Source organism: Deltaproteobacteria bacterium, from assembly GCA_016223005.1.
Taxonomy (GTDB): Bacteria; Desulfobacterota; GWC2-55-46; order UBA9637; family GWC2-42-11; genus JACRPW01.
This window is the reverse complement of sequence record JACRPW010000102.1, coordinates 1-24,170: the sequence shown is the minus strand read 5'-3', so window position 1 is coordinate 24,170 and position 24,170 is coordinate 1. Positions and strand designations below refer to the sequence as shown.

Annotated in this window: 25 protein-coding genes and 1 tRNA gene; 14 read left to right on the top strand and 12 right to left on the bottom strand. The window is 40.7% G+C overall.

Annotation, left to right across the window (positions count from 1 at the left end; all coding sequences use genetic code 11):
* Positions 1–4 precede the first annotated feature (4 nt).
* Positions 5–772 carry an ABC transporter ATP-binding protein gene (locus HZC45_09775; protein MBI5683424.1) on the top strand — a complete coding sequence of 256 codons (768 nt, stop codon included), beginning with the start codon at positions 5–7 and terminating at the stop codon, positions 770–772.
* Positions 750–1,463, top strand: a complete 714-nt coding sequence (locus HZC45_09770; protein ID MBI5683423.1) for an ABC transporter ATP-binding protein — start codon at positions 750–752, stop codon at positions 1,461–1,463. The genes HZC45_09775 and HZC45_09770 overlap by 23 nt, the downstream gene beginning before the upstream one ends.
* Here HZC45_09770 and acpS read toward each other — a convergent pair.
* From acpS to tilS, 6 genes are all read right to left on the bottom strand, one after another.
* On the bottom strand, positions 1,448–1,810 hold the full coding sequence (gene acpS / locus HZC45_09765; GenBank protein MBI5683422.1) for a holo-ACP synthase: 363 nt from the start codon (positions 1,808–1,810) through the stop codon (positions 1,448–1,450). The genes HZC45_09770 and acpS overlap by 16 nt on opposite strands.
* The gene (locus HZC45_09760; GenBank protein ID MBI5683421.1) at positions 1,807–2,517 is read right to left on the bottom strand and encodes a pyridoxine 5'-phosphate synthase; all 711 of its coding nucleotides are present in this window, start codon (positions 2,515–2,517) and stop codon (positions 1,807–1,809) included. The genes acpS and HZC45_09760 overlap by 4 nt, the downstream gene beginning before the upstream one ends.
* Before the next feature lie 47 nt (positions 2,518–2,564).
* A complete protein-coding gene (locus HZC45_09755) occupies positions 2,565–3,944 on the bottom strand; it encodes a phosphoglucosamine mutase (GenBank protein ID MBI5683420.1) in 1,380 nt (459 codons plus the stop codon).
* Positions 3,945–3,960: 16 nt separating this feature from the next.
* Entirely contained in the window at positions 3,961–5,163 is a 1,203-nt protein-coding gene (folP, locus tag HZC45_09750) for a dihydropteroate synthase (protein ID MBI5683419.1), read from the bottom strand.
* A gap of 12 nt (positions 5,164–5,175) precedes the next feature.
* Positions 5,176–6,996 carry an ATP-dependent metallopeptidase FtsH/Yme1/Tma family protein gene (locus HZC45_09745; protein MBI5683418.1) on the bottom strand — a complete coding sequence of 607 codons (1,821 nt, stop codon included), beginning with the start codon at positions 6,994–6,996 and terminating at the stop codon, positions 5,176–5,178.
* Between the two features lie 103 nt (positions 6,997–7,099).
* Complete coding sequence (tilS, locus tag HZC45_09740) at positions 7,100–8,533, bottom strand: tRNA lysidine(34) synthetase TilS (protein MBI5683417.1); 1,434 nt, start codon at positions 8,531–8,533, stop codon at positions 7,100–7,102.
* Between the two features lie 77 nt (positions 8,534–8,610).
* Between tilS and HZC45_09735 the strand changes: the two genes are divergently transcribed.
* Positions 8,611–10,659, top strand: coding sequence for a transglycosylase SLT domain-containing protein (locus HZC45_09735; GenBank protein MBI5683416.1), 2,049 nt, complete (start codon positions 8,611–8,613; stop codon positions 10,657–10,659).
* A 10-nt stretch (positions 10,660–10,669) separates the two neighbouring features.
* Here the strand turns inward: HZC45_09735 and HZC45_09730 are convergent, their stop codons facing one another.
* Positions 10,670–10,903, bottom strand: a complete 234-nt coding sequence (locus HZC45_09730; GenBank protein ID MBI5683415.1) for a cytochrome b5 — start codon at positions 10,901–10,903, stop codon at positions 10,670–10,672.
* Positions 10,904–10,924: 21 nt separating this feature from the next.
* Positions 10,925–11,758 carry a site-2 protease family protein gene (locus tag HZC45_09725; GenBank protein MBI5683414.1) on the bottom strand — a complete coding sequence of 278 codons (834 nt, stop codon included), beginning with the start codon at positions 11,756–11,758 and terminating at the stop codon, positions 10,925–10,927.
* Positions 11,759–11,811: 53 nt separating this feature from the next.
* On the opposite strand from HZC45_09725, the gene HZC45_09720 reads away from it, so the two are divergent.
* A tRNA-Gln gene (locus tag HZC45_09720) sits at positions 11,812–11,885 on the top strand.
* Positions 11,886–11,914: 29 nt separating this feature from the next.
* Here HZC45_09720 and HZC45_09715 read toward each other — a convergent pair.
* Positions 11,915–13,108 carry a pyridoxal phosphate-dependent aminotransferase gene (locus tag HZC45_09715; protein ID MBI5683413.1) on the bottom strand — a complete coding sequence of 398 codons (1,194 nt, stop codon included), beginning with the start codon at positions 13,106–13,108 and terminating at the stop codon, positions 11,915–11,917.
* A gap of 58 nt (positions 13,109–13,166) precedes the next feature.
* Entirely contained in the window at positions 13,167–13,772 is a 606-nt protein-coding gene (locus HZC45_09710; protein ID MBI5683412.1) for a peptidylprolyl isomerase, read from the bottom strand.
* Between the two features lie 282 nt (positions 13,773–14,054).
* Between HZC45_09710 and HZC45_09705 the strand changes: the two genes are divergently transcribed.
* The 3 genes from HZC45_09705 to holA are packed head-to-tail and all read left to right on the top strand — an operon-like array spanning position 14,055 to position 18,096.
* A complete protein-coding gene (locus HZC45_09705) occupies positions 14,055–16,541 on the top strand; it encodes a leucine--tRNA ligase (GenBank protein MBI5683411.1) in 2,487 nt (828 codons plus the stop codon).
* Positions 16,538–17,092, top strand: a complete 555-nt coding sequence (locus tag HZC45_09700) for an LptE family protein (GenBank protein MBI5683410.1) — start codon at positions 16,538–16,540, stop codon at positions 17,090–17,092. Before HZC45_09705 ends, HZC45_09700 begins: the two co-directional genes overlap by 4 nt.
* Positions 17,020–18,096, top strand: coding sequence for a DNA polymerase III subunit delta (gene holA, locus HZC45_09695; GenBank protein ID MBI5683409.1), 1,077 nt, complete (start codon positions 17,020–17,022; stop codon positions 18,094–18,096). Before HZC45_09700 ends, holA begins: the two co-directional genes overlap by 73 nt.
* 69 nt (positions 18,097–18,165) lie before the next feature.
* Here the strand turns inward: holA and HZC45_09690 are convergent, their stop codons facing one another.
* Positions 18,166–18,435, bottom strand: a complete 270-nt coding sequence (locus HZC45_09690) for a 30S ribosomal protein S20 (GenBank protein ID MBI5683408.1) — start codon at positions 18,433–18,435, stop codon at positions 18,166–18,168.
* Positions 18,436–18,678: 243 nt separating this feature from the next.
* Positions 18,679–19,095 carry a glycine zipper 2TM domain-containing protein gene (locus HZC45_09685; protein ID MBI5683407.1) on the bottom strand — a complete coding sequence of 139 codons (417 nt, stop codon included), beginning with the start codon at positions 19,093–19,095 and terminating at the stop codon, positions 18,679–18,681.
* Positions 19,096–19,481: 386 nt separating this feature from the next.
* On the opposite strand from HZC45_09685, the gene HZC45_09680 reads away from it, so the two are divergent.
* The 7 genes from HZC45_09680 to HZC45_09650 form a co-directional block, all read left to right on the top strand.
* Positions 19,482–20,027, top strand: coding sequence for a cupin domain-containing protein (locus tag HZC45_09680; protein ID MBI5683406.1), 546 nt, complete (start codon positions 19,482–19,484; stop codon positions 20,025–20,027).
* On the top strand, positions 20,008–20,367 hold the full coding sequence (locus tag HZC45_09675) for a hypothetical protein (protein ID MBI5683405.1): 360 nt from the start codon (positions 20,008–20,010) through the stop codon (positions 20,365–20,367). Before HZC45_09680 ends, HZC45_09675 begins: the two co-directional genes overlap by 20 nt.
* 151 nt (positions 20,368–20,518) lie before the next feature.
* Positions 20,519–21,133 (top strand): hypothetical protein, encoded by a 615-nt coding sequence (locus HZC45_09670; GenBank protein MBI5683404.1) that lies wholly within the window; start codon positions 20,519–20,521, stop codon positions 21,131–21,133.
* Between the two features lie 51 nt (positions 21,134–21,184).
* On the top strand, positions 21,185–21,370 hold the full coding sequence (locus HZC45_09665) for a hypothetical protein (GenBank protein MBI5683403.1): 186 nt from the start codon (positions 21,185–21,187) through the stop codon (positions 21,368–21,370).
* Positions 21,371–21,419: 49 nt separating this feature from the next.
* Positions 21,420–22,004: a L,D-transpeptidase gene (locus tag HZC45_09660; protein MBI5683402.1), complete on the top strand. Its 585-nt coding sequence runs from the start codon at positions 21,420–21,422 to the stop codon at positions 22,002–22,004.
* Between the two features lie 36 nt (positions 22,005–22,040).
* Positions 22,041–22,604, top strand: coding sequence for a hypothetical protein (locus HZC45_09655; GenBank protein ID MBI5683401.1), 564 nt, complete (start codon positions 22,041–22,043; stop codon positions 22,602–22,604).
* Positions 22,605–22,676: 72 nt separating this feature from the next.
* The coding region (locus tag HZC45_09650) for a hydrogenase 4 subunit B (GenBank protein ID MBI5683400.1) at positions 22,677–24,170 on the top strand (1,494 nt) is incomplete at its 3' end.

Here is a 24,170-nt window from a genome sequence, read left to right as displayed (position 1 = left end):
CATTATGCCGCTTTTAATCCTTGAAGGTGTTACAAAAAGATTTGGGGGGCTTACCGCAGTTGACAGTGTGAATCTGGAACTAGACTGCGGAGAGACTATTGGAATAGTCGGTCCGAATGGCAGCGGCAAGACGACACTTTTTAATATCATAAGCGGTGTGTATAAACCTGACAGGGGAAGGATTATCTTTGAAGGCAGGGACATCACCAATCTCCCCACCTATAAAAGGTCGCATCTCGGCATAGGAAGGACATTTCAGATACCAAGACCCTTCGGTTCAGCAACAGTCAGAGAAAATGTAGCAATAGGGGCAATGTTCGGCACACTGAGTGGAAAAGTAAACATTGATAAGGCCATGGCAATATCTGACTATTATCTCCGTTTAATCGGTTTTTATGAACATGGAGATAAATTAGCAGGAAAACTCACACCTGTAGAAAAGAAGATGATGGAGATTGCAAGGGCACTTGCAATGAAACCAAAACTCCTTCTTATGGATGAATCTATGGCAGGGATGCCGCCTAAAGATATAGACATGATAGTAAACCTCCTGAAAAAGGTAAAAGGGGAAGAAGGGATAGCCGTTGTTTCTATGGTTGAGCATATTATGCGTGCTGTAACCGGATTTGCCAAAAGGGTTATTGTAATGCACAACGGCAGAAAGATTGTAGATGCAGCCACTTTAGAGGCATTAAATGATCCCAAAGTAATAGATATATACCTTGGTCGTCCATCAAAGGAAACAGGAGATGTTAAAGATAGACAACCTTGAATCAGGATACGGACCAATGCAGGTTCTCTGGGGAGCAAACCTCAAGGTAGAGAATGGGTCTATAACTGCCCTTCTTGGACCAAATGGTGCCGGTAAGTCAACCCTTTTAAGAAGTATCATGGCAACCATAAAACCATGGAGCGGAAACATACTTTATAAAGGGGAAGATATCACATTTTTAGCACCGCATAAAAAGGTTCAGATGGGTATTACACTTGTGCCAGAAGGCAAGCATCTCTTCACCGGCATGACCGTCCGTGAAAATTTGATTATCGGAGCATATAGAAGAAAGTTTAGATATGAGAGTAGAGAGTTCAAAATTGAGGTTGAAAAGATTTTTTCACTATTTCCTGTACTTAAAAATAGAGTAAACCAGATGGCAGGGACACTCAGCGGCGGAGAACAGCAGATGCTCACCATAGCCCGCGGACTTATGACAAAACCAAACTTAATGATGCTTGATGAGCCAAGTCAGGGGCTTGCCCCAAAACTTGTTAGAGAGGTCTTTGCCGCTATAGAGAGATTGAAAAAAGAGACCGGCTTGACAATACTAATGGTTGAGCAGAATGCGGAATATTCCCTTGCCTTTTCTGATTATGCCTATATTATGCATGAGGGCAGGATAGAGGCAGAGGGAAGGTCTCAGGAAATAAAGGAATCAGAGGTAAGAAAGATTTACCTTGGTGTTTGATTTCTATCTTCTAATACTACCTGTGCAATACAGTAGTCCTTATCATGGGAAAGGGTTATGTGGGATTTGAGATTTGAGATTGGAGATTTAAAGTTCAACTCAGGTTTACCAGCCTCGTTATTTATTATCTCAATATCAGTAAAGTTCATCCCTTTCCCCAATGCCTTGAATAATGCCTCTTTTGCAGCAAAACGAACTGCTAGATGCTGTTCAGAAAAGCCTTTATTTTTACAGTATTCCAGTTCGCTTTTTGTAAAAACCCTCTCTTTGAACCTATCACCCCATTTTTCTACTGCCTTATTGAATTTTGGGATATGGACTATGTCAACACCAATGCCGTATATCATCTCACCAACTCCTTCATCTCTCTGACTGCCCTCTCAATACCAACGAACATACCCCTTGCAACGATTGAAAAACCTATGGCAAACTCCTCAATCTCATCTATCTCTCTCACCATCTTGATATTATGATAATCAAGTCCATGTCCTGCATGAACAGATAATTTGAGTTTTGCTGCAAGAGTGCAGGCATTGTAAATATTTGCAAGTTCTGCTGCTATCTCTTTTTCACCCTTACATTCAGCATACCTGCCTGTATGTATCTCCACCCCGCTTGCACCTGCAAGATGGGCTGCCTTTATCTGTTTAGGTTCAGGGTCTATAAAGAGATTTACCTTTATACCGTTATCCCTCAATGTTTTTATGTATTTTTTTAAGTAATTATTTGCAATTACATCCAAACCGCCTTCTGTTGTCAACTCCTGTCTTTTCTCAGGAACGATTGTTACCATATCAGGCTTTATATCTATGGCAATCTTCTGCATCTCCTTGGTTGCAGCCATTTCCAGATTCAATCCTGTTTTAACCATCTTTCTTAATAAGATTATATCCCTGTCCTGAATATGTCTCCTGTCTTCACGGAGATGGGCAGTAATACTGTCTGCACCTGACATCTCTGCAATCATCGCACCTGTAACAGGGTCAGGGAAGGTTCCCCCTCTTGCCTGTCTCACCGTTGCAATATGGTCAACATTTACTGAAAGTCTAGCCATGGATGGTTATTTTACTCCATGTAACTCAAGGCATTAGCCTTGATTTCTCAAACCTGAAGGTTTGAGTTACATCCTATTTCTTTTTCTATTGCCTCTGCAATATAATCTGCCATCCCTTTGATTGCCTTTTCATCCTTGCCCTCTATCATAACCCTTGCAAGAGGCTCTGTGCCGGAATATCTTACAAACACCCTGCCTCTGCCATCTAATCCATTTTCAACCTCTTTAATCCTCTCTAAAACAGCAGGTATGTCCTTCATTGGCTTTTTCTCTCTAACCTTTATATTAAGAAGCACCTGTGGAAACGAATACATTATTTTAGATAACTCTGAAAGCCTTTGCCCTTCTTTCACCATTATTGAAAGAACCTGTAATGCAGATATAATGCCGTCCCCTGTTGTTGTATGGTCTAAAAATATTATATGACCCGACTGTTCACCGCCAAGGTTATAACCGCCCCTGAGCATCTCTTCCACCACATATCTGTCCCCCACCCCAACCTTTACCAGATTTCCACCTGCGGCTTTTACTGCCTCATCAAGACCCATATTGCTCATTACAGTTGTTACCAATGTATTTTTTGCAAGTTTATTTTCCTTAATCATCCGCGCTGCACATATTGCCATAATATAGTCGCCGTTAAGGATATTCCCATTTTCATCCACAAGGATAATCCTGTCGCCGTCGCCGTCCAGTGCAATACCAATGTCAGCCTTCTTCTCCTTTACAATAGTTGCAAGTCTATCAGGATAAAGAGAGCCGCATCCTTTATTTATATTCTCTCCATCCGGTTTCACGCCTATCGAAAATACCTCTGCACCAAGTTCATAGAAGACCTCGGGGGCAACTTTATAACAAGCCCCATTTGCACAATCAACAGCAATCTTCAAACCATCAAGCGTCAATTCCTTTGGAAAGGTATTTTTTGCAAAGACAACATATCTGCCTATTGCATCATCAATCCTGTATGCCTTGCCAATATCGCTGGCAATTGGTCTATGGGAGGGTATTTCATTATTATTTAATATAAAATCCTCTATCTCTCCTTCAATCTCATCAGGAAGTTTAAACCCATCCTTTGAAAAGAATTTTATGCCGTTGTCCTGATACGGATTATGCGATGCAGATATGACAACGCCTGCATCTGCCCTCATGCTTGAGGTTATAAATGCGATGCCTGGGGTGGGGAGCGGGCCAACCAGCATTACATCCACACCCATTGAACATATCCCTGCAACCATAGCATTCTCAAGCATGTAACCGGAAAGCCTTGTATCCTTGCCTATGACAATCTTATGCCTCCTCGGCTCTTTTTTAAATACATACGCAATTGCCCTGCCGAGTTGTGTTGCCATTTCTACTGTCATAGGATACACATTGGCAACACCCCTAACGCCGTCAGTTCCAAAGAGTTTTCTTGAATCCATATCTACAACTACCTCCTTACATTTGGTTTTTTATCGCATCCACCATATCCGCAACCCTTCTCATCTCCTTCACATCATGGACGCGGACAATATTTGCGCCTTTTAAGATGCTCGCTGCAACTGTTGCAGCAGTCCCTTCAAGCCTATCATCAATATCAAGGTTAAGGGTTTTCCCTATGAATGATTTTTTTGATGTGCCGATGACAATCGGCATCCCAAAACCCTTGAATTCCTCCAGCCTGCTTATAATCTTTAGATTATCTTCTGCAGATTTACCAAAACAAATGCCAGGGTCAATCATTATCTTTTCTGGTTTTATTCCTGCATCTTTTGCAAAGGCAATCCTCTCTGATAGATAACAAAATATCTCTGACATTAAATTATCATATTTTAAATTTGTCTGCATTGTTTGCGGAGTGCCTCTCATATGCATCAAAATCACAGGCACATTATTCCTTGCGCACACATCCGCCATATCTTTATCAAACCTTAATGCGCTTATATCATTTACAATGTCAGCGCCGTTTTCAATTGCCTGCCTTGCAACCTCTGCCTTTGTTGTATCTATTGATATTGGGACATTTACATTTTTAGCAACTTCTTTTATGACAGGTAGAACCCTGTCAAGTTCATCATTTAATGAAACAGGCAATGAACCGGGGCGGGAGGATTCGCCGCCTATATCAATTATGTCAGCGCCGTCATCTGTCATCTCCATCACCCTTTTAACAGCATCTTCTTTCTTAATATAAAGCCCGCCGTCAGAAAATGAATCAGAGGTTATATTCAAGACACCCATAACAAGCGTCTTTCTGCCAAAAACAATATCTTTATTTTTGCACTTTATCACAAATTCTTTTTTATGGATATTGTCTATTACATCTTTTATTCTATTGCCTATGTCTTCAAGACCAAATGGCTGGAGTTTTAATTTTTCTATAACATGCACAAACTGTTTTTCAGTCCCTGAAAGTATTGCATCCGCTGTATCTATATCACAGGTTATGACACCCCTTGGAACAGCTGCCTCTCCGCCGACAGAAAGAAACTCCTGTTTTAATATATTCGCCTGAGGGGGTGTCAGTCCCTCCACCTTTAAATTAAGATGAAGGAGTTTGTTTAACATAAGGCTTACGCCAACAGGGTCAACCCCGATTTTTTCCATTTCAATCTTTGATTGGGTTTCAGAAATAATAGGAAGGTACCTGATTGAAAACATGGTTAAATGAGTTTAAGAGTTGCGAGTTGCAGGCTCCATTGGATTATCTTCACCGCGTATTATCCTGTCTATATCATTGCCATCAAGGACCTCTTTTTCAAGGAGCGCCTTTGCCAGTCTATGGAGTGTATCAATATTTCCTGAAAGAAGTGTCTTTGCCCTGTTATAGTTGTCCATTACAATCTTTTTAACCTCTGCGTCTATCTCCATGGCAGTTTGTTCGCTGTAGTCCCTGTGCTGTGCAATCTCCCTCCCAAGAAATATCTGCTCTTCTTTTTTTCCAAATGCGAGAGGCCCCATCTTTTCGCTCATGCCCCACTCACAAACCATCTTTCTGGCAAGTTCCGTTGCCCTTTCTATGTCATTGCCGGCACCTGTTGTCGTATGATGGAGGACAATCTCCTCAGCCACCCTGCCACCCATGAGAACCGATATATTGTTTATAAGATAATCCCTTGGATATGTATGCTTTTCATCTACTGGAAGTTGTTGTGTTAAGCCCAATGCCATCCCTCTTGGAATAATAGATACCTTATGGATAGGATCTGTACCTGGTATAAGTCTAGCAACAAGGGTGTGTCCTGCCTCATGATATGCAGTGTTTTTCTTTTCCTCCTCACTTATTATCATACTCTTTCTTTCTTTCCCCATCATTACCTTGTCTTTTGCTTCATTAAAATCAACCATTTCTACCTTGTCCTTACCCTGCCTCGCAGCAAGGAGCGCAGCCTCATTTACCAGATTTGACAGATCAGCACCTGAAAAACCAGGTGTGCCTCTTGCAAGGACATCTATATTTACACCATCGGCAACAGGTGTCTTGGCTGTATGAACCTTCAATATCTCTGCCCTCCCTTTTATATCAGGTTTGGGGACAACAACTGTCCTGTCAAATCTACCTGGACGCAGAAGCGCAGGGTCAAGGACATCAGGACGGTTTGTTGCAGCAATAAGGATTACACCTTCATTTGATTCAAAACCGTCCATCTCAACAAGCAGCTGATTCAATGTCTGTTCCCTCTCATCATGGCCGCCGCCTAATCCAGCTCCCCTGTGTCTTCCCACAGCATCAATCTCGTCTATAAATATTATACATGGTGCATTCTTCTTCCCCTGCGTAAACAGGTCCCTGACCCTTGATGCGCCAACACCTACAAACATCTCCACAAAATCTGAACCAGAGATACTAAAAAACGGAACACCTGCCTCACCCGCAATTGCCTTTGCAAGCAAGGTCTTACCTGTCCCAGGCTGTCCTATAAGAAGAACACCTTTTGGAATCCGTCCGCCAAGTTTGGTAAATTTTTTCGGGTCTTTTAAGAAGTCAATGATCTCACTTACCTCTTCCTTCGCCTCCTCTATACCTGCAACATCCTTAAAGGTTATCTTCTGCTGTTCTTCAGTTAAAAGTCTTGCCCGACTCTTTCCAAAAGCCATTGCCTTTCCGCCGCCAACCTGCATCTGCCTCATAAAGAATATCCATATGGCAACAAGCAGGATTAATGGGAACCATGAAACAAGGATTGCACTCCATGATACACCCTGATCTTCAGGTCTTACTACAATTTTTATGCCTTTAGACCTCAGTGTCTTTATTAGTTCAGGGTCCTGAGGTGCAAATGTCCTGAATTCTTTATTGTCATTTAGTTTACCGTGTATATCATTGCCTTGAATTGTAACCTCTGCAACCGTGCCGTTTTCAACCGCCTGTATAAAATCACTATAACTCATCCTTTCCTGAGGCGCCTGCGGATGGCTGAACAGATTAAAAAGAAGTATCATGGTTGCAATTATTATCAACCACATTGCTATATTCTTAACAAACTGATTCATTAAACAATACCCCCATTTAAAGACCGTGAACCATAACTGGATTATGTGTCCGCTTAATTTAATGACTATATTGTCATAATTTTCATTCGTTTACAATAAAATTTTAAATCCTGATTTGGTTTTCTAAATCGGGATTTAGGTCTACCATCACCACCATTAAAATTCTCCTTGTATCTTTATCAATCTTTGCCCCCTCCCCTCTCCTTACACCCACAACCCAGATAATATCATCTCCAGATAAAAGAATCGGTGTCTTCTTTCTCTCAGAGGACGGCATCTTCTTTTCTATGAACAAATCCTTAATCTTTTTAGTGCCTTTCATGCCAAACGGCTTAACCCTGTCTCCTGTTTTAAAATTTCTAACAACAAGCGGAAATATCAATTTAGCCATATCAAAATATGCGATGTGCTTACTATCTTTAGACATAACATCAATATCTGAATACTCTAGGATTGATGCCTTGATTTCTTTACCAATCTCTTTGATATATGTGCTGCCCGGCACCTTTATCAACCTTTCACCTGTTATGCCTTTTATAGAACCCCTCCCCATTTGCCTGCCTAATGCAAATATTAATTTGTCATATTCCTTTTTGACAACAACCCCTTTAGGCAGGTTAATAGAACACTGCGGTTCGTGGTTAAAAATCAACTTAAAGATGTCATCAATATGATAACTATAGATGCCCATTTGGTTACCCTTTATACAGGCTATCGCCTTTAAAAATACCCTTGCCTTCAATGTATCAGGAAGTTTTTTTGTCTTTTTGAGGTCAAAGACCTGAGAATTTTTATCATCTTCAAATAATATCCTCCTGTATATCTTTTCTGTTTCCCTTTTTAAATAATCCTCATCCCTTCCAATAGATATGGCAAGCCTTGCAAGGTCTTCTTTTATCCGTGGATTATACTGCTGAAGAATAGGCAGTAAGTTTAAACGTAGCCTATTCCTCAAATATTTTCCCATTTTATTTGAACTGTCTTCTACAAACTTAAGTCTATTTTCATTAGCATATCTCTCAATATCCGCCCTTTTTATTTCTATAAGCGGTCTGATAAATTTGTCTCTAACAGGCGGTATCCCGGACAGACCCTTGAGAGATGTCCCTTTTATAATCCTCATAAGGACAGTCTCTGCATTGTCATCAAGTGTGTGTCCTGTTGCAACCTTATCTGCCTTATATCTTCTTATGGCATCCTCAAAAAAATCATACCTGATTTTCCTTGCAATCTCCTGCAAAGAGCCGTTTTTTCTATTGACTGCCTTCATCACATCAACTGTCTTGCCTATAAATCGGATATTTCTCTTTTTTGCAATATCCCTTACAAAAAGATAATCCCTGTTGGACTCACAGCCCCTCATAGAATGATTAAGATGAATGACTGACACATCATCAAGTTCATATTCATTTTTCAGCATAATTAAAATATGCAAAAGCACAATTGAATCCACACCGCCTGAGACAGCCGCAAGAACCTTATCCCCTTTCTCAAGCATCTTAAATCTTTCAATAGTTTTTTTAATCTGCTCCAGCATAGACATTATCAAACCTTGACATAGTTTAATTTACAGCATAAAATCCCTTGTAGGTGGCATCATCAAAAGGTGACACGATGAAGAACATCATAATACTTCTAATCCTGTTTTTTCAATTTATACACCACCCATCTGTATTTGCAGATGACTTAAACCCTGCTAATACCCATATTTTAAATCCGTGGTATATCTTTTTCAACGGCTATCAGGCATACCAGTCAAATAATTGGGAAACCTCGCTATCTTTTTTAGAGCAGGCGACTGATAAATACATCCTTTACGATTATGCCATTTATTACAGGGCATCCGCCTTATCAAACCTTAACAGATATGATGAGGCACTCCTATATTTCAATAAGATTATAAAAGAATACCCCGACAGTCCCCTTTTCCCTTCTACTATATTAAGTATAGGAGATATATTTTTAAATACAGGCAGTTATGAAAAGGCTAAAGAGTATTTTAATATGTTCATTAGTAGATTACCATCCCATAATGAAGTGTCTCAGGCACTATACAAGTATAGCATAAGTCTTGAGAATACCGGCAGACATGAAGAATCTCAAAATATATTAAAACGGCTGTATATAGAATACCCCATGGATAAATACACAAAAATGATACCCGAGCCGATTCTTTCTGCAGATGAACTATATAACCGCATCCAAAATCTGTTTAATGCCAGAGAATACAAAGCAGTTATAAAGGAATCTCTTTTCACAAAACAAGAACGGTTTTTGATGATGAGTGCAAAATCCCTTTATTACACAAAGGCATATAATGAGGCAATGGAATTTTTTAAAACCCTTCTTGACAATACTAATAATAACAACATTAAGGAAGAGATATTTTCATGGCTGGGAAAGACATATTCAAATCTAAATCAAAGTGAAGATGCCGTCAAAGTATATAAGGAATACATGGATACATTTCCTGACGGCATTTATACGGATGAACTAATCTATAGGACATCTATCATATCAAGGGAATCGGGCGCGGAGGCATATGCATTAGAACTCTTAAATAAACTTGCAAATAAATATCCCTTAAGCAAGTGGAAAGATGATGCCCTCTGGCAGATGGCATGGATGCACTATGAAAAAAAGGATTATAGAAATACAGAGAAATATCTTGCCCATCTAATAGCATCTCCATCTGATAAATTCAGAAAACAGGCGCTATACTGGTATGGAAAGGTATTGCTCAAACTTGGTAGTAAAGACAAGGCAATAGATGTTTTAAAAAGATTATACCTATCAGAGACACTGCCATCATATTACGGGGTCCTTGCAAAAAAGATACTTGAGGATATGGGAATAAAATCTAAAGATGCTGCTATAAATCCTTTATCAGTAATTGGCGATACACAGATAAATACAACTGCTGCTGAAGGCTTGGACATCAAAAGGGCAAGAGAATTGATAAGTATGAACCTCACGGATTTGGCTTATCTGGAATTAGAATCTGTAAAAAAGAAAACGGATTTAAATGATTTTATACAGACAGGTATCTTATTCAGGAGTATAGGAAAACTTAACCGCTGCCGTATCATAGGACTTTACCTTCTCAAAAATCCTTCTATGGCATCTGAAAACCATCTATTCCAAACCGTATTGCCTCATGCCGATCCTGTGGGATACAAAACCATAGTTGACAAAATCACGGCATCTTCTTTAATAGACCCCTACCTTGTGTATGCTGTCATTACACAGGAAAGCGGATTTAATGAAACAGTCATATCAAGGGCAGGTGCAATCGGGTTAATGCAAATTATGCCAAAGACAGGGCTTAAGATTGCTGAAACACTGTCAATGGACAAGTTTCAAGTTGATGACTTATTTTTAGCGGATGTAAATGTTACAATGGGGACAACCTATCTTAAAGAGGTTACAAGAGAGTTTAACGGTAATATCTATCATGCACTTGCTGCATATAATGCAGGACCTCATATGGTAAAGGCATGGCTAAAGAAGTATAACAATATTGATACTGATGAATTCGTGGAAAATATACCATATAGAGAAACAAGGAACTATGTTAAACAGGTAATGGCTGCTTATGAGATATACAGATATGTCTATAACCCAAAATCCGATTTAGGATTTTGGGGAACGGAGGGACCATAAGATTATTCCTCTATATTTTAATCTCTCCCACAACCCTCATCTTTTCTAAAACCTCTTCACCATGCGGCGCATCAATCATATAGGAAGTCAAGTCTGCACCGGCATAGTGTTCAAAGTGAATGCCATCAACAAATAACGGATGTTCAGACACATCATACACCCTGCCTTTGTAGGTAAAATATACTGGCATGCCTTTCTGGCTGCCGTCGTATTGTTTCAGTTCTTCAATGGTAAATATCTTCATTCAAATACCTCTCATAGTGCGTTACATCCTAAACGGTGCAGGGATAAAAGTCAAAATGAAAACCAGAAGGGTAATCCACATGATTAATTTTCTTGCAGGGTTCAGCGGGGTACAGTCGTCTATTACAGGCGGATGTTTTGTTCCCACTATAGTTATTATAACTGCCCATATAAGCCACCCTTCATATACCATTATCCCCATGATAACCAATGCTATAATAAATCCGACAGATATAAACCTGTGCCATGTTCCTGCGACTGCATAAAGTATATGTCCGCCATCCAGCTGTCCTATTGGCAGGAGATTTATTGATGTAACAAAGAAACCTATCCATCCTGCATATGCAACAGGGTTTAGAAAAAGGTCGTAACCATCAGGTATATGTCCTACAGTAATATATGTTAGTATATCAAATAGCAAGGAAGAGCCGAGTTGTTCTGCAAAAACACCCTGTGTCGGCAAGATTTTTGAAAACCTTACGCCAAGTATAGTCACAATTACAGAAACAATAAATCCTGCTAAAGGGCCTGCTGCCCCGACATCAAGGAGCGACCTTTTATTTACTACAGGGGATTTCATTTTTATAAAGGCGCCGAATGTGCCTGGCAAAGGTGGAAATGGCGGACCTGGAATAAAATATGGCAGTGTTGCCAGAATACCATGTCTCTTTGATGCAATGAAGTGCCCCATCTCATGTGTCAGGAGGATAGAAAGCAGAGATATTGAAAACGGCATACCTGATACAAAACCTGTCAGACTGGCAAAGGGATTGACACCTGCCATAAAAGAACCGGATATAAGTGTAGTGCCTAATGTAAGCAAAAAAAGGAGTGTTGGTATGAGGATATGTCGCATTTATAAATTTCTCTTGACTGTAAGGATTATTTTGAATTAAATTTAGAATCAGTTGGGGGATCGTCTAACGGCAGGACGGCAGACTCTGACTCTGTCTATCGAGGTTCGAATCCTTGTCCCCCAGCCAATTTACAAGGCATGCTGCCAAGGGCATGTTTATTCCAGTTTTGATACAGCCTCTCCTATCCTTTTCAATCCTTCTTTAATATTTTCCATATTTGTTGCATAGGAAAGCCTCATATAGTTCCATCCGGCAAATGCGTCTCCTGGCACAACAGCAACCTCTGCCTGCTCAAGAAGAAAGTCTGCCATATCTGTAGATGTCTTTATAACCTTATCTCCAAACCTCTTATTTAAAAGCCTGCGTATATTTGGAAATACATAAAACGCACCCTTTGGCATTATGCACTTTATACCCTTTATTGCATTTAAACCATTAACCATCACCTTTCGCCTTTCATCAAGTTCTGCCGCCATCTTCTCTACACTATCCTGCTTGCCATTTAAAGCCTCTACAGCAGATTTTTGTGATATTGAGCATGGGTTTGATGTGGACTGGCTCTGGATATCTGCCATTGCCTTTATAAGTTCCTTTGGCCCCGCTGCATAGCCAATGCGCCATCCTGTCATTGAATATGTCTTTGAGACACCATTTAAAACTATGGTCTGCTGCTTCACAGCCTTTGAAAATGATGCCATTGAAACAAACGGATGTCCATCATAAATAAGTTTTTCGTAAATCTCATCTGATATGATGAATATGCCTTTTTTAAGACAGACATCGGCAATAAGTTTCAGTTCAGAAGGCTCATATACCACACCTGTTGGGTTTGAAGGGCTGTTGATTATTACAGCCTTTGTTGCAGGGCTTATATATTCATTTATATCGCCTGCTGTTATCTTGAAATTGTTATCCTCTCTTGACGGGATTATGATAGGTTCTGCACCTGCAAGGGATACCATTTCAGGGTATGACACCCAGTAAGGAGCAGGTATCAAAACCTCATCACCGGATTCAAACATCGCCATACAGAGATTAAATATAGAATGTTTACCTCCGCAGGACACAAGGACTTCATCCCTTGTATATTCAAGGTCATTATCTCTCCTAAACTTTCCTATAATGGCGTCTTTTAATTCGTTTGTGCCGCCAACTGCAGTATACTTTGTAAAACCATCTCTTATAGCCTTTATCCCTGCCTCTTTTATATTTTCAGGCGTATCAAAACCAGGCTCACCAACACCAAAGTCAATAATATCAAAGCCCCGCTCCTTCATTGCCTTTGCCTTTGCTGAAATTGCCATAGTCGGCGACTCCTTTATATTCAATGCCCTTTGTGAAAGTTTCATACCTGCACTACACCTCCATAAAAAATCTTACTCCCAAAAATCAATGTCTATTTTTGGGTTACTCTATAATCTTTACCTTAATCTCAACCCTTTCATCAGGCAGGTCATTTGCATTTCTAGGCAGGTTCACAATCTTATCAGCAACTTCTATGCCCTTTACAACCTCACCAAACACAGTATACTGCCCATCAAGAAAATTGGAATCCGCAACAACTATAAAAAACTGAGAGCCTGCACTATTCGGATCCATTGCCCTTGCCATAGAAACAATCCCTCTTTTGTGGCTTATCTTGTTAAACTCTGCATTAATAGTATATCCAGGACCGCCCGTGCCATAGATTGATTTGTTCGGACCTTTTGTATTAGGGTCTCCACCTTGTATCATAAATCCCGGTATGACCCTGTGGAATATAGTTCCATCATAAGAACCTGTCTTTGCAAGTTTTATAAAATTTTTAACATGGTTCGGTGCTGCGTCGGGGAAAAATCTCATCTCCATATTTCCATACCTTGTTTCAATCACTGCCTTTGGATCCTTAATTTTTTCCAATTTAGCATCTCCTTTGTTTGTCTTTGACTTTTGTTCTGCAGATAATACCAGACTTGGAATCAGTATCAAAATAGATAAGATAAAACAAATCTTTTTACAATGCCTCTTTAACATATATTATCCTCCATATCTGTAATGAATTGTAATTTATATGATATTAACCGCAGAATTGTCAACATGAAACATTACACCCAAAAATAGACATTGATTTTTGGGGAAACCTGCCTGTCTGCCGTGCCAACGGCACAGGCAGGCAGGTTTTTAAAATAGCGAGGTTTTTAATCGCTATTTTACGGATTACATCACGGTAAAATTTCTTGATAATATGCCTGCCCGTATGGTAAAAATCAAAAATTCAGGAGATACTATGATTTATCATTTATCAGGAGGATTTTGATGTCCCAGAAATATGAGCCTCATATCATTGAAGAAAAATGGCAGAGGATATGGGAAGAAAAGAATGTCTTTGTTGTAACAGAAGACACTTCCAGACAGAAATATTATCTCCTTGAGATGTTCCCATACCCTTCCGGAAAAATCCACATGGGGCATGTCAGGAACTATTCCATAGGCGACATCATCGCCAGATTTTTAAGGATGAGGGGATTTAATGTCCTCCATCCAATGGGGTGGGATTCGTTCGGCATGCCTGCTGAAAATGCGGCAATACAGCACGGCACACACCCTGCAAAATGGACAAGGGAAAACATCACTTACATGAAAACCCAGTTGAAAAGCATGGGTCTTTCATATGACTGGACAAGGGAGACAGCGACCTTCACGCCTGAATATTATAAGTGGAATCAGTGGTTCTTCTTAAAGATGTATGAAAAGGGACTTGCATATAAAAAGAAATCATATGTGAACTGGTGTCCGAAATGCTCTACTGTGCTTGCAAATGAACAGGTTATAGACGGACTCTGCTGGAGGTGCGACTCTTTAGCAGAAAAACGGGAACTGGAGCAGTGGTTCTTGAAGATTACGGCATATGCAGAGGAACTGTTAAGTGATTTGGATAAACTCACAGGCTGGCCCGAGCGGGTTGGGACTATGCAGAGGAACTGGATAGGAAAGAGCATAGGCGCAGAGGTGGATTTCCCGATTGACAATTCACAGGATAAAATCAAGGTCTTTACAACAAGACCTGATACGCTCTATGGCGCGACATTTATGTCAATAGCCCCTGAGCATCCTATGGCGGAGAAACTAACAGTCAAGAGTCAAGAGTCAGAAGTCAGTAGGTTCATGGAAAAGATAAAAAAACAGGATAGAAGAAGTCAAGCAGAGACGTTGCTTGAAAAAGAGGGCGTTTGGACAGGCTCATACTGCATAAACCCTCTTACAAATAAAAAGATGCCGGTTTATATTGCAAACTTTGTCCTGATGGAATACGGCACAGGCGCTGTTATGGCAGTTCCTGCACACGACCAGAGGGACTTTGAGTTTGCAAAAAAGTATAACCTTCCATTGCAGGTAGTCATACAGCCGCAGAAAAGGGGACAGATTTTAAATCTGTTCCCAGAGACAATGACAGAGGCATATGTGGATGACGGAATCATGGTAAATTCACAGCAGTTTAACGGCATGAATAACAGGGATGCGATGGATGCAATAGTAAAAGAACTTGAGGAAAAAGGGACAGGCAAAAAATCCGTTTCATATAAATTAAAAGACTGGGGCATATCAAGACAGAGATACTGGGGATGTCCCATACCGCTCATATACTGCGATTCATGCGGCATTGTCCCTGCGCCTTATGAAAAACTCCCGGTAATACTGCCTGAGGATATAAAACTTACAGGCGAGGGCGGCTCGCCTCTGGCACAATCGGATGAATTCATAAAAACAAGATGCCCGTGGTGCGGAAGTTCATCTGCAAGACGGGAAACAGATACAATGGATACATTCATTGATTCATCATGGTATTTCCTGAGATATACATCGCCTTCAGAAGATACATCACCGTTTGATAAAGATAAGGCAAAATACTGGATGCCTGTTGACCAGTATATCGGCGGCATTGAACATGCTGTTCTGCATCTTTTGTATTCAAGGTTTTTTACAAAGGTGATAAGGGATTTGGGACTCGTCCAGATTGATGAACCGTTCACAAACCTTCTGACGCAAGGTATGGTTATAAAAGACGGGGCTAAGATGAGCAAGAGCAAGGGCAATGTGGTTGACCCTGACGATTTAATAAAAAAATACGGCGCTGATACTGCAAGGGTATTTTCCCTGTTTGCTGCACCGCCTGAAAAGGATTTGGACTGGAGCGATGAAGGTGTTGAAGGCGCATACAGGTTTTTAAACAGGGTGTGGAGGCTTGTATTAGAGTCAGGGGTCAGGAGTCAGGAGTCAGGAGTAAAAGAAAAGACAACTCCCCAGTCCCCAGTCCCCAGTCCCCAGTCCCCATTATGGCAGGAGATGAATAGGACAATTAAAAAGGTTACGGAAGATATTGAAAGGTTTCACTTCAATACAGGCATTGGAGCCTTGATGGAATATATAAACTTCCTCTCCAGATATGAAGATAAAGAATCAAAAGAGTTTAGGGGTGCTGTAGAATCACTTATTGTTTTACTTTCGCCCTTTGCCCCGCATATATGCGAAGAACTCTGGCGGGAGATAGGGAATAAAGAACTGCTTGCAAATATGTTATGGCCGTCTTACAATGAGGACGCACTTGTAAAACAGGAGGTAACCCTTGTTGTCCAGATAAACGGCAAGGTGCGGAGCCGTCTGAACATACCTGCAGGCTCAAGCCAAAAACAGGCTGAAGATACTGCGTTTAATGACAGTAAAGTCAAAGAATGGCTGCAAGGCAAAGGCATCAAGAAGGTTGTGTATATTCAAGATAAAATATTAAACATAGTGGCAGGATGATGAAAAAATCAAAAATCAAAAATCAAAAATCAAAAATATTGTTTTGGCTTTTCCTATTCACTATTTACTATTCACTATTCACTGCCCTTTCTGGCTGTGGCTATCATATAGCAGGCAAGGACGGCAAATTTCCAGGGGACATCAAAACAGTCTCAATACCCTTTTTTAAGAATGAAACCCAGAAACCTGATGTGGAATCAGTTATAACACCTGCTGTAGTGGATGAGTTTGTAATAAGCGGTATTGTAAAGGTAGTATCAAATGGAGAGGCAACCATCAGCGGCACTATTAAAGATTATAAACTCTCACCTGTATCATTTAACAGAAACGACCTTTTGCAGGAATATCGTCTTACAATAAGACTTGAACTATCCCTTGTCCGAAAATCTGACGGCAAGATTTTATGGCAGGATAAGAACTTTACTGATTATGAAGACTTCAGGGTTACTAGTGATATTACCGCAACAAAGACTGCGGAATGGGAGGCACTAAAGAAAATGGCAAAAGACAGTGCAAGGCTTATAAAGGAAAGGATGCTGGAGGATTTTTAAGTTTTATAATGCACACCACATTTGACAGAATAAAAAAAGGTAATATCCTCCCTGTATATCTCCTCTACGGCAAAGAAGAATTCTTGATTGAAGATGCAATAAATCTTCTTAAAGACAAGACAGTTCAACCTGATTTTAAAGATTTAAACTATCATGTATTTCATATCAAGGATTCTGACATATCATCAATCATTTCAACCTGCCAAACCGCGCCGTTCATATCAGATAAAAGGGTCGTTATTGTAAAAGGTATAGAGTCAATCAGCACATCAGAGTCTTCAGAACTTGTTGAATATATAAAAAGACCATGCAATACCACTTCATTAATTCTGGTAGCACTAACAGGTAAAATAGAAAAAGGCAGTAACCTGTTTTCAGAACTTGATAAGCGAAACTATATGTTTGCATTTAATTCTATGTCAGAAAAAGAACTACCTCAATGGATAAGAACCGAAATAAGAAAGACAGGCAAGGATATATCTGATGCAGCAATAGGACATCTCATAGAAACAACAGGAAAAGAACTTTCTGATTTAAAGAAAGAGATTGAAAAACTTACACTATTTGCTGGAAACAAGAAAACAATAGACATAAGCGATGCAGAGATGACGGTATCTGACATAAAAATGTCATCCATATTCAATTTTACAGACTCGCTGGGTAAAAAAGATATTAAAGAATCCCTTATGGCATTGGGTAAGATAATAAAGACAAAAGAAGGGGAAGAACCTTTAAAAATTTTAGCTATGATTACCCGACAGTTTAGAATCCTTCTGAAAATGAAGACATTAAACAAGAGAAATACCCCTAAAAACAAGATTGCCGGCATGGCAGGGGTGTCACCATTTTATATTGAAAAATATCTAAAACAAAGCGATGTATTTACTGAAGATGAACTTCTCCGCATCTTCAGTAAACTTTATGAAACTGACATTGCACTTAAATCTAGCAGGCTGCACCGGTTGATACTAGAGAGACTGGTTATGAGACTATGTCTTGAATAGAAAAACAGGTTTTAGGCTGAAAAAAAGTTTTTTTTGTTTTCTTTCAGCCTTTGGATGTTTTTTTCAGCCTTATTTTGCAGCGATAGAATTTACTGCGGTTGTCAGGTTGGATATTCTCCGTGATGCATTATTTCTGTGTAAAATCCCTTTGCTGACGGCCTTGTCCAGAAGTTTCACAGCATTTACAAGACATGTCTTTGCATCCTCTCTATTGCCTTCTTTTACCGCATCCCTCACCTTTTTAATTGCAGTCTTAACACCTGATTTTACAACCATATTACCGTCGCGTCTTTTTAGACTCTGTTTGTGCCTCTTTACTGCAGAACTATGTGTTGCCAATTTTTACCTCCAAAAATAAATTAGTGGGCTTATTTATAACCTCTTGCTGACAATATTGTCAAGGTTTTTATAAAAAACTAGTTTTATATTTTTATGATTTATTTTTGTGTTGTCAACAAATAGAATTGTCCGCTGTTGTTGCAAAGTGATTATGTCACCTCCGCGGACAGAAAAGGGGACAGATTCGGACAGACAAGGAAAAGGGGACAAGGAAAATAATACACCTATAGAGGATGTCCCGTTCTAATATCTTCTTTCAGACTTCTCACTTTCGCAAATCTCTTTTGTCTGATCCTTCACACGTTTCCCTTCTTCCCAGACCCTTTCTTGTACCTTCCTGCATTTTGTCTTTGCATCATATTCTAACGGGTCTGCCCTATAAACACCACGGCCATCTTCAGTTCTGTATTCCACGGGTTTGCCAGACGATGCTGCCTCCTTTGATGCCCGCATAGATATATCTGTCAGTGTTGCACCTGCAACTGCACCAAGTCCTGCCCCTATCACACCGCCTCTCCATGGATTCTTTTTATCAAGGAGTGCCCCTGCAACACCACCTACAAGTCCACCAATACCTGCACCCTGAGCATGATACTCTGTGCAGCCGTATGTTAGGTTCAACAGGATTAAAATCATTGTAAAGGAAATCAATTTTTTCATAAAAGCCTCCCATTATGCTGTGTTGGTAATTTAAAACATTATAGATTAAAAGTGATGTTATGTCAAAATAAATATATAAATAAATATATCACCCAGATTATCTTTGGCAGGTCGTCATGAGATTTGGCAAATTCCCTTAGCGCCTCAAGCCATGTTTTTATCTTATACTTCTCCTATATCTCCTTTATCGCCTCTTCTTTTGCCTTTTCTTTAAGCGAAACTAAAGTTTCGCATTACGTTATTGATATTGTTATAATCTTGGCGCTCACGCGTTATCTGGGTTAAAGTTACACAAAAGAGTTTACATTACCACTCTTGCACATCTGTCAAGTAATCTGTAAAGTAATTCTTGACAGATGTAAATTTATAGTGTAAATGTGCTGCAAATGATAACGATCGGCAGCAAATTAAAAAAACTGCGCGAAGAAGCAAAACTGTCGCTCAGGGACCTCGGTGAAAGGATAGGGCTTTCTGCAAGTTTCCTTTCACAACTTGAACTCGGACAGGTCTCTCCGTCAATTGCATCTCTTGAAAACATTGCTGATGCCCTTAATGTAAATATTACATATTTTTTTGATGACCCTGCAAAACCTGATAGTGTTGTAATGAGAAAGGGTGAAAGAAAGAAGATATTCAGCAAGGGGTCAAAGGCAATAATCCAGCCACTGGCACATGAACTGAGCAAAAAAAGGATAGAGCCGTTTATGCTTACAATGGAGGTCGGCGGCGAGAGCGGTGAACATCCCTACTCTTCCCGTCATGGAGAGGAATTCGGAATAGTACTCAAAGGCAGGGTAAGGTTTGTTCTGGAGGATAAAGAGTATATCCTCGAACAAGGAGACAGCGTGTATTTTAATTCTACAAAACCACATAATTGGAAAAATATAGGCAGGGAAGAGGCTGTCATCATACTTGTTATTCCTGCGCAATAAAATACAGGATAAAAAAGGAGGAGATGTTATAAAGAAGATTGTTGCATTACTGGCATTGCTGGTATTTTCTGCAGCGCCATTTTTATCAGGATGCGAGTCTAAAAAACTCCAGGAGGAAAACATCCAACTCAAAAAACAGGTGGAAACATTTGCGAATGAGAAATCTGTCCTTGAGACACAGGTAACTGAACTAACGACAAAGAATTCTGAACTGATTTCAAAGGTATCTGAACTAAATGCCAGATTAGATAAGAAGGTAAAGGCAAAACCAAAGACAACTGCAAAGCCAAAAACAGCAAAAAAGACGACAAAAAAGACATCAGCAAAGGTAAAAAAGTAATACCTGCACCATAAATTAAACTTAAAGAAAATGGAGGTGATGGGCTGGCCATAAAATAGATGGGTTAAGAAGGACTGCCAGAGCCAAAAAGGAAAGTCATGGTTTCCACACTTTTTTAGTGGAAACTAAATAAAAAAGGAGGAATAAGGCAATGAGAGGTGTATTAAGGTGCGTTGTTTACGGATTGCTGGTTGTACTTGTCTTTGCTGGTTGTGCAAAACAACCAACCGAGGAGATGAGTGGTGCCAAGGTATCGGTGGATGCTGCAAAGGCAGCTGGCAGCACTACATATCTCCCGGAAGAGGTAAAGAAGATGGATGATAGTCTAACCGCTGCCATGGATGAGGTTAAGGTTCAGGATGGTAAGTTTGTCCTCTCAAGGAACTATGACAAGGCCAAGGGGATGTTGGCTACGGTTAAATCAGACGCAGAAAAGGTTAAGACCGATACCGCGGCCAAGAAGGAGGAGAAGAAGAAGGAGGCTATTACCCTCCAGGGTGAGGCGAAGGCTGCTATAGATGAGGCAAAGGCACTGCTAACAAAGGCGCCCATGGGGAAGGGTGCAAAGACAGATATAGAGGCCATGAAGGGTGATGTAAAGGGCCTGGAGGATTCCCTCCCAGAGGTTCAGGCGCTGATAGACAAGGAGGATTACCTGACCGCCATTGATAAGGCCAAGGCCGTCAAGGAGAAGGCAGGTGGTGTATCCGAGCAGGTAAAGGCTGCTATGGAGAAGGTCAAGCCCAAGAAGGGCGGCAAGAAGTAGGTTTCACCTCTACTTATGGCTCTTTCAGGATGTAATACAAGAAACTCCAGAATGATACTCTTCATCTTGGGGTTTCTTTTCTTTTTAACCCTCGCCGGGTGCAGCCCACCTCCGTTACCTCCAGAGGTGGAACTGGCAAAGAGGTTGGAGCATGACCTCTGGAAGGCTGAGGCACTCCTTTATGCCCCTGAAGGATATAAGGTCTATCAAACAAGACTCAGGGGGACAATTTGTTAAGTTTTATCTGAGGCTAAATGCATTTTTTGGGTTAATATCAATTATCGGGATGATAAGCCTCCTTCTGGCGGTGGAGGGGCTTGCCTATTATATTGGCAGAGAGAAACCGATATCATCGGTTGAGAGAGCAGATTTAGGTAAGATCATTAAAAGAAATAGGGACATTAAGAAGAGGATTGACATGCTTGCGCCAGATGGAAGATATATAGTTGTAGATACAGCAAGGAGCCTCCTTTCACTTAAAAAGGGAGAAAAGGTTATACTCCAGGCAGTTATCTCCAGTGGGAATGGTAGTATTTTGCGGGACCCCAATGGTGCGAGGCAGTGGGTCTTTGATACCCCGAGGGGGGAGTTTGAGGTAAAGGGGAAGGTCCGGGGCCCTGTGTGGATAAAGCCTGATTGGGCATTTATTGAAGAGGGGGAGGATATACCAAAAAACTGGAAGGCCAGGATAGAGGAGGGTGTTCTGGGAGACTATGCCCTGGCATTTGGTAATGGTTACTTTATCCATGGAACCCTCTATACCCGACTTCTGGGCAGGAATGTTACCCATGGGTGTATCCGGGTGGGGAACAAGGAACTGGAGAGCATCTACAATCTAGTTAAGGTAGGGACAAAGATATATATCTTTTAATGTAAAATTATCAATTAACAATTAGCAATGAGGGGAGTGGTAGCAATAGGGCTTAAGCCCTGTTTGTACGAAGTTCAAATGTCAAAGCTCAAAGTTCAAATGTTTGTCATTATTTTTTTATTTATAACCGGTTATATTCCAATCCCAATAGGGAGCCCCATAGTCATCGCAGGTAATGGTGTTGGCCAAGGGATAAGGGGCTTAAACGAAGAGAATCGCCTTCTGGAGGTAGAGATTGGATTAGCCCAGGAGAAGAAGTCCTATCTCATCTTGAACCCTTCTACGAAAAAGATATATCTAAAAAACGGGGGTTTTACCATGAGGGAATTTGATATAGCAAAAATAAGATACTGGAGGGAAAGGGGTCAAACTATAGAGCCGATTATCCTCGTCAAAAAGAGGGCATTATTTTATCCTAAAAGGAAGGAGATAAAACCCTCCAAAAAAGAGGGAGGGACTGATACCACCACCCATACTGAGATAGACTTTCTAGAGTTAGGGGATATGCCCTATCGTTATACCCTTTTATTTGAAAAAGGGGTCGGTATGGAATTACCTAAGAAAAAGAGACTTTGCAATAGTAGACCTTGTGATGAGTAAAGAGGATGTCCAGTCCTTTTTTTGGGTATTGGAGGAAGGGACAAACATTGTGATTGTGGGAGTGCCTCAGATATGACACCGTTTGAGATTTCCTTATCTTCTTTGCACCTGTTATTGATTACCATACTCCTGACACCGTTGTTTATCAGGTATCAACACCTGCTCCTTTTTGTCTCCTTTCCCATTACAGCCATGGCATCTCTACTTGCTGTTATATCCGGGGTATGGACAACAGCAATGGGTCATGCAGAATCCATTGTTATCCCTATAGGGCTTCCAGACCTCCCTTTCCATTTAAGACTTGACCCTTTGGCAGGGTTCTTTCTGACAGTTATAGGGCTCCTCTCATTTTTTGTATCTATTTATTCCATAGGCTATCTGAAAGGATTTATCGGGAAACGTCCTGTTACATCGCTCGTGATATTTTATAATTTGTTTATAGCAGGGATGTTTCTGGTCGTGCTTGCGGATGATGCCTTATTCTTTATGATAGCATGGGAGGCAATGGCGCTATCCTCGTATTTTCTTGTAATGTTCGAGGATGAAAAGGTAGAAAACCGAAGGGCTGCATTTTTATACCTTGTGGTCGCTCATATTGGCGCAATTGCAATACTTCTATCCTTTGGTGTTATGGCAGGTCTTACTACAGGCATTGAAAGTCAGGACAGTTCGGTAAATCTCGCATCTTATACATTTGAGTCAATGCGTCATACAGAGTTTTCCGAAGGTTGGGCAACTATCGCATTCCTGCTTGCATTCTTCGGGTTTGCTGCAAAGGCAGGTGTTGTGCCGCTTCATGTATGGCTTCCTGAGGCACATCCTGTGGCGCCATCAAATGTATCAGCGCTCATGAGCGGAGTTATGCTCAAGACTGCTATCTACGGCATTATCAGGGTTACATTTGACCTCCTCCGTGTATTCCCGTGGTGGTGGGGCGCAGTTGTTCTCATATTCGGACTCATATCTACAATAATGGGTGTTCTGTATGCCCTTATGCAACATGATTTGAAGAAACTCCTTGCATATCATTCTGTAGAAAATATAGGCATAATACTTATTGGAATAGGACTTGCCCTCATATTTACATCCTTCCATATGCCCACACTTGCCGCACTTGCACTCATTGCAGGACTTTATCACACACTCAACCATGCAATGTTCAAAGGACTTCTATTTATGGGAGCAGGCGCTGTGCTTCATTCTACACATGAAAGGAATATGGAGGAGATGGGCGGACTTATCCATAAGATGCCGTGGACTGCTGCACTCTTTTTAATAGGTTGTGTATCCATTTCGGCACTGCCGCCGTTTAACGGGTTTGTCTCTGAGTGGCTTACATTTCAGGCATTTTTACTTTCACCATCTTTACACAGTCCATTACTAAATCTGCTCATTCCGCTTGGCGCTGCAATACTTGCACTTGCTGCTGCACTTGCTGCTGCATGTTTTGTAAAGGTATTCGGTGTAACATTTCTGGGGCACTGGCGTGGGCATCATAATCCCCCCTTACATCCCCCCGTTTACAAAGGGGGTGAGGGGGGATTAGAGGTAGATTGGTTTATGCGG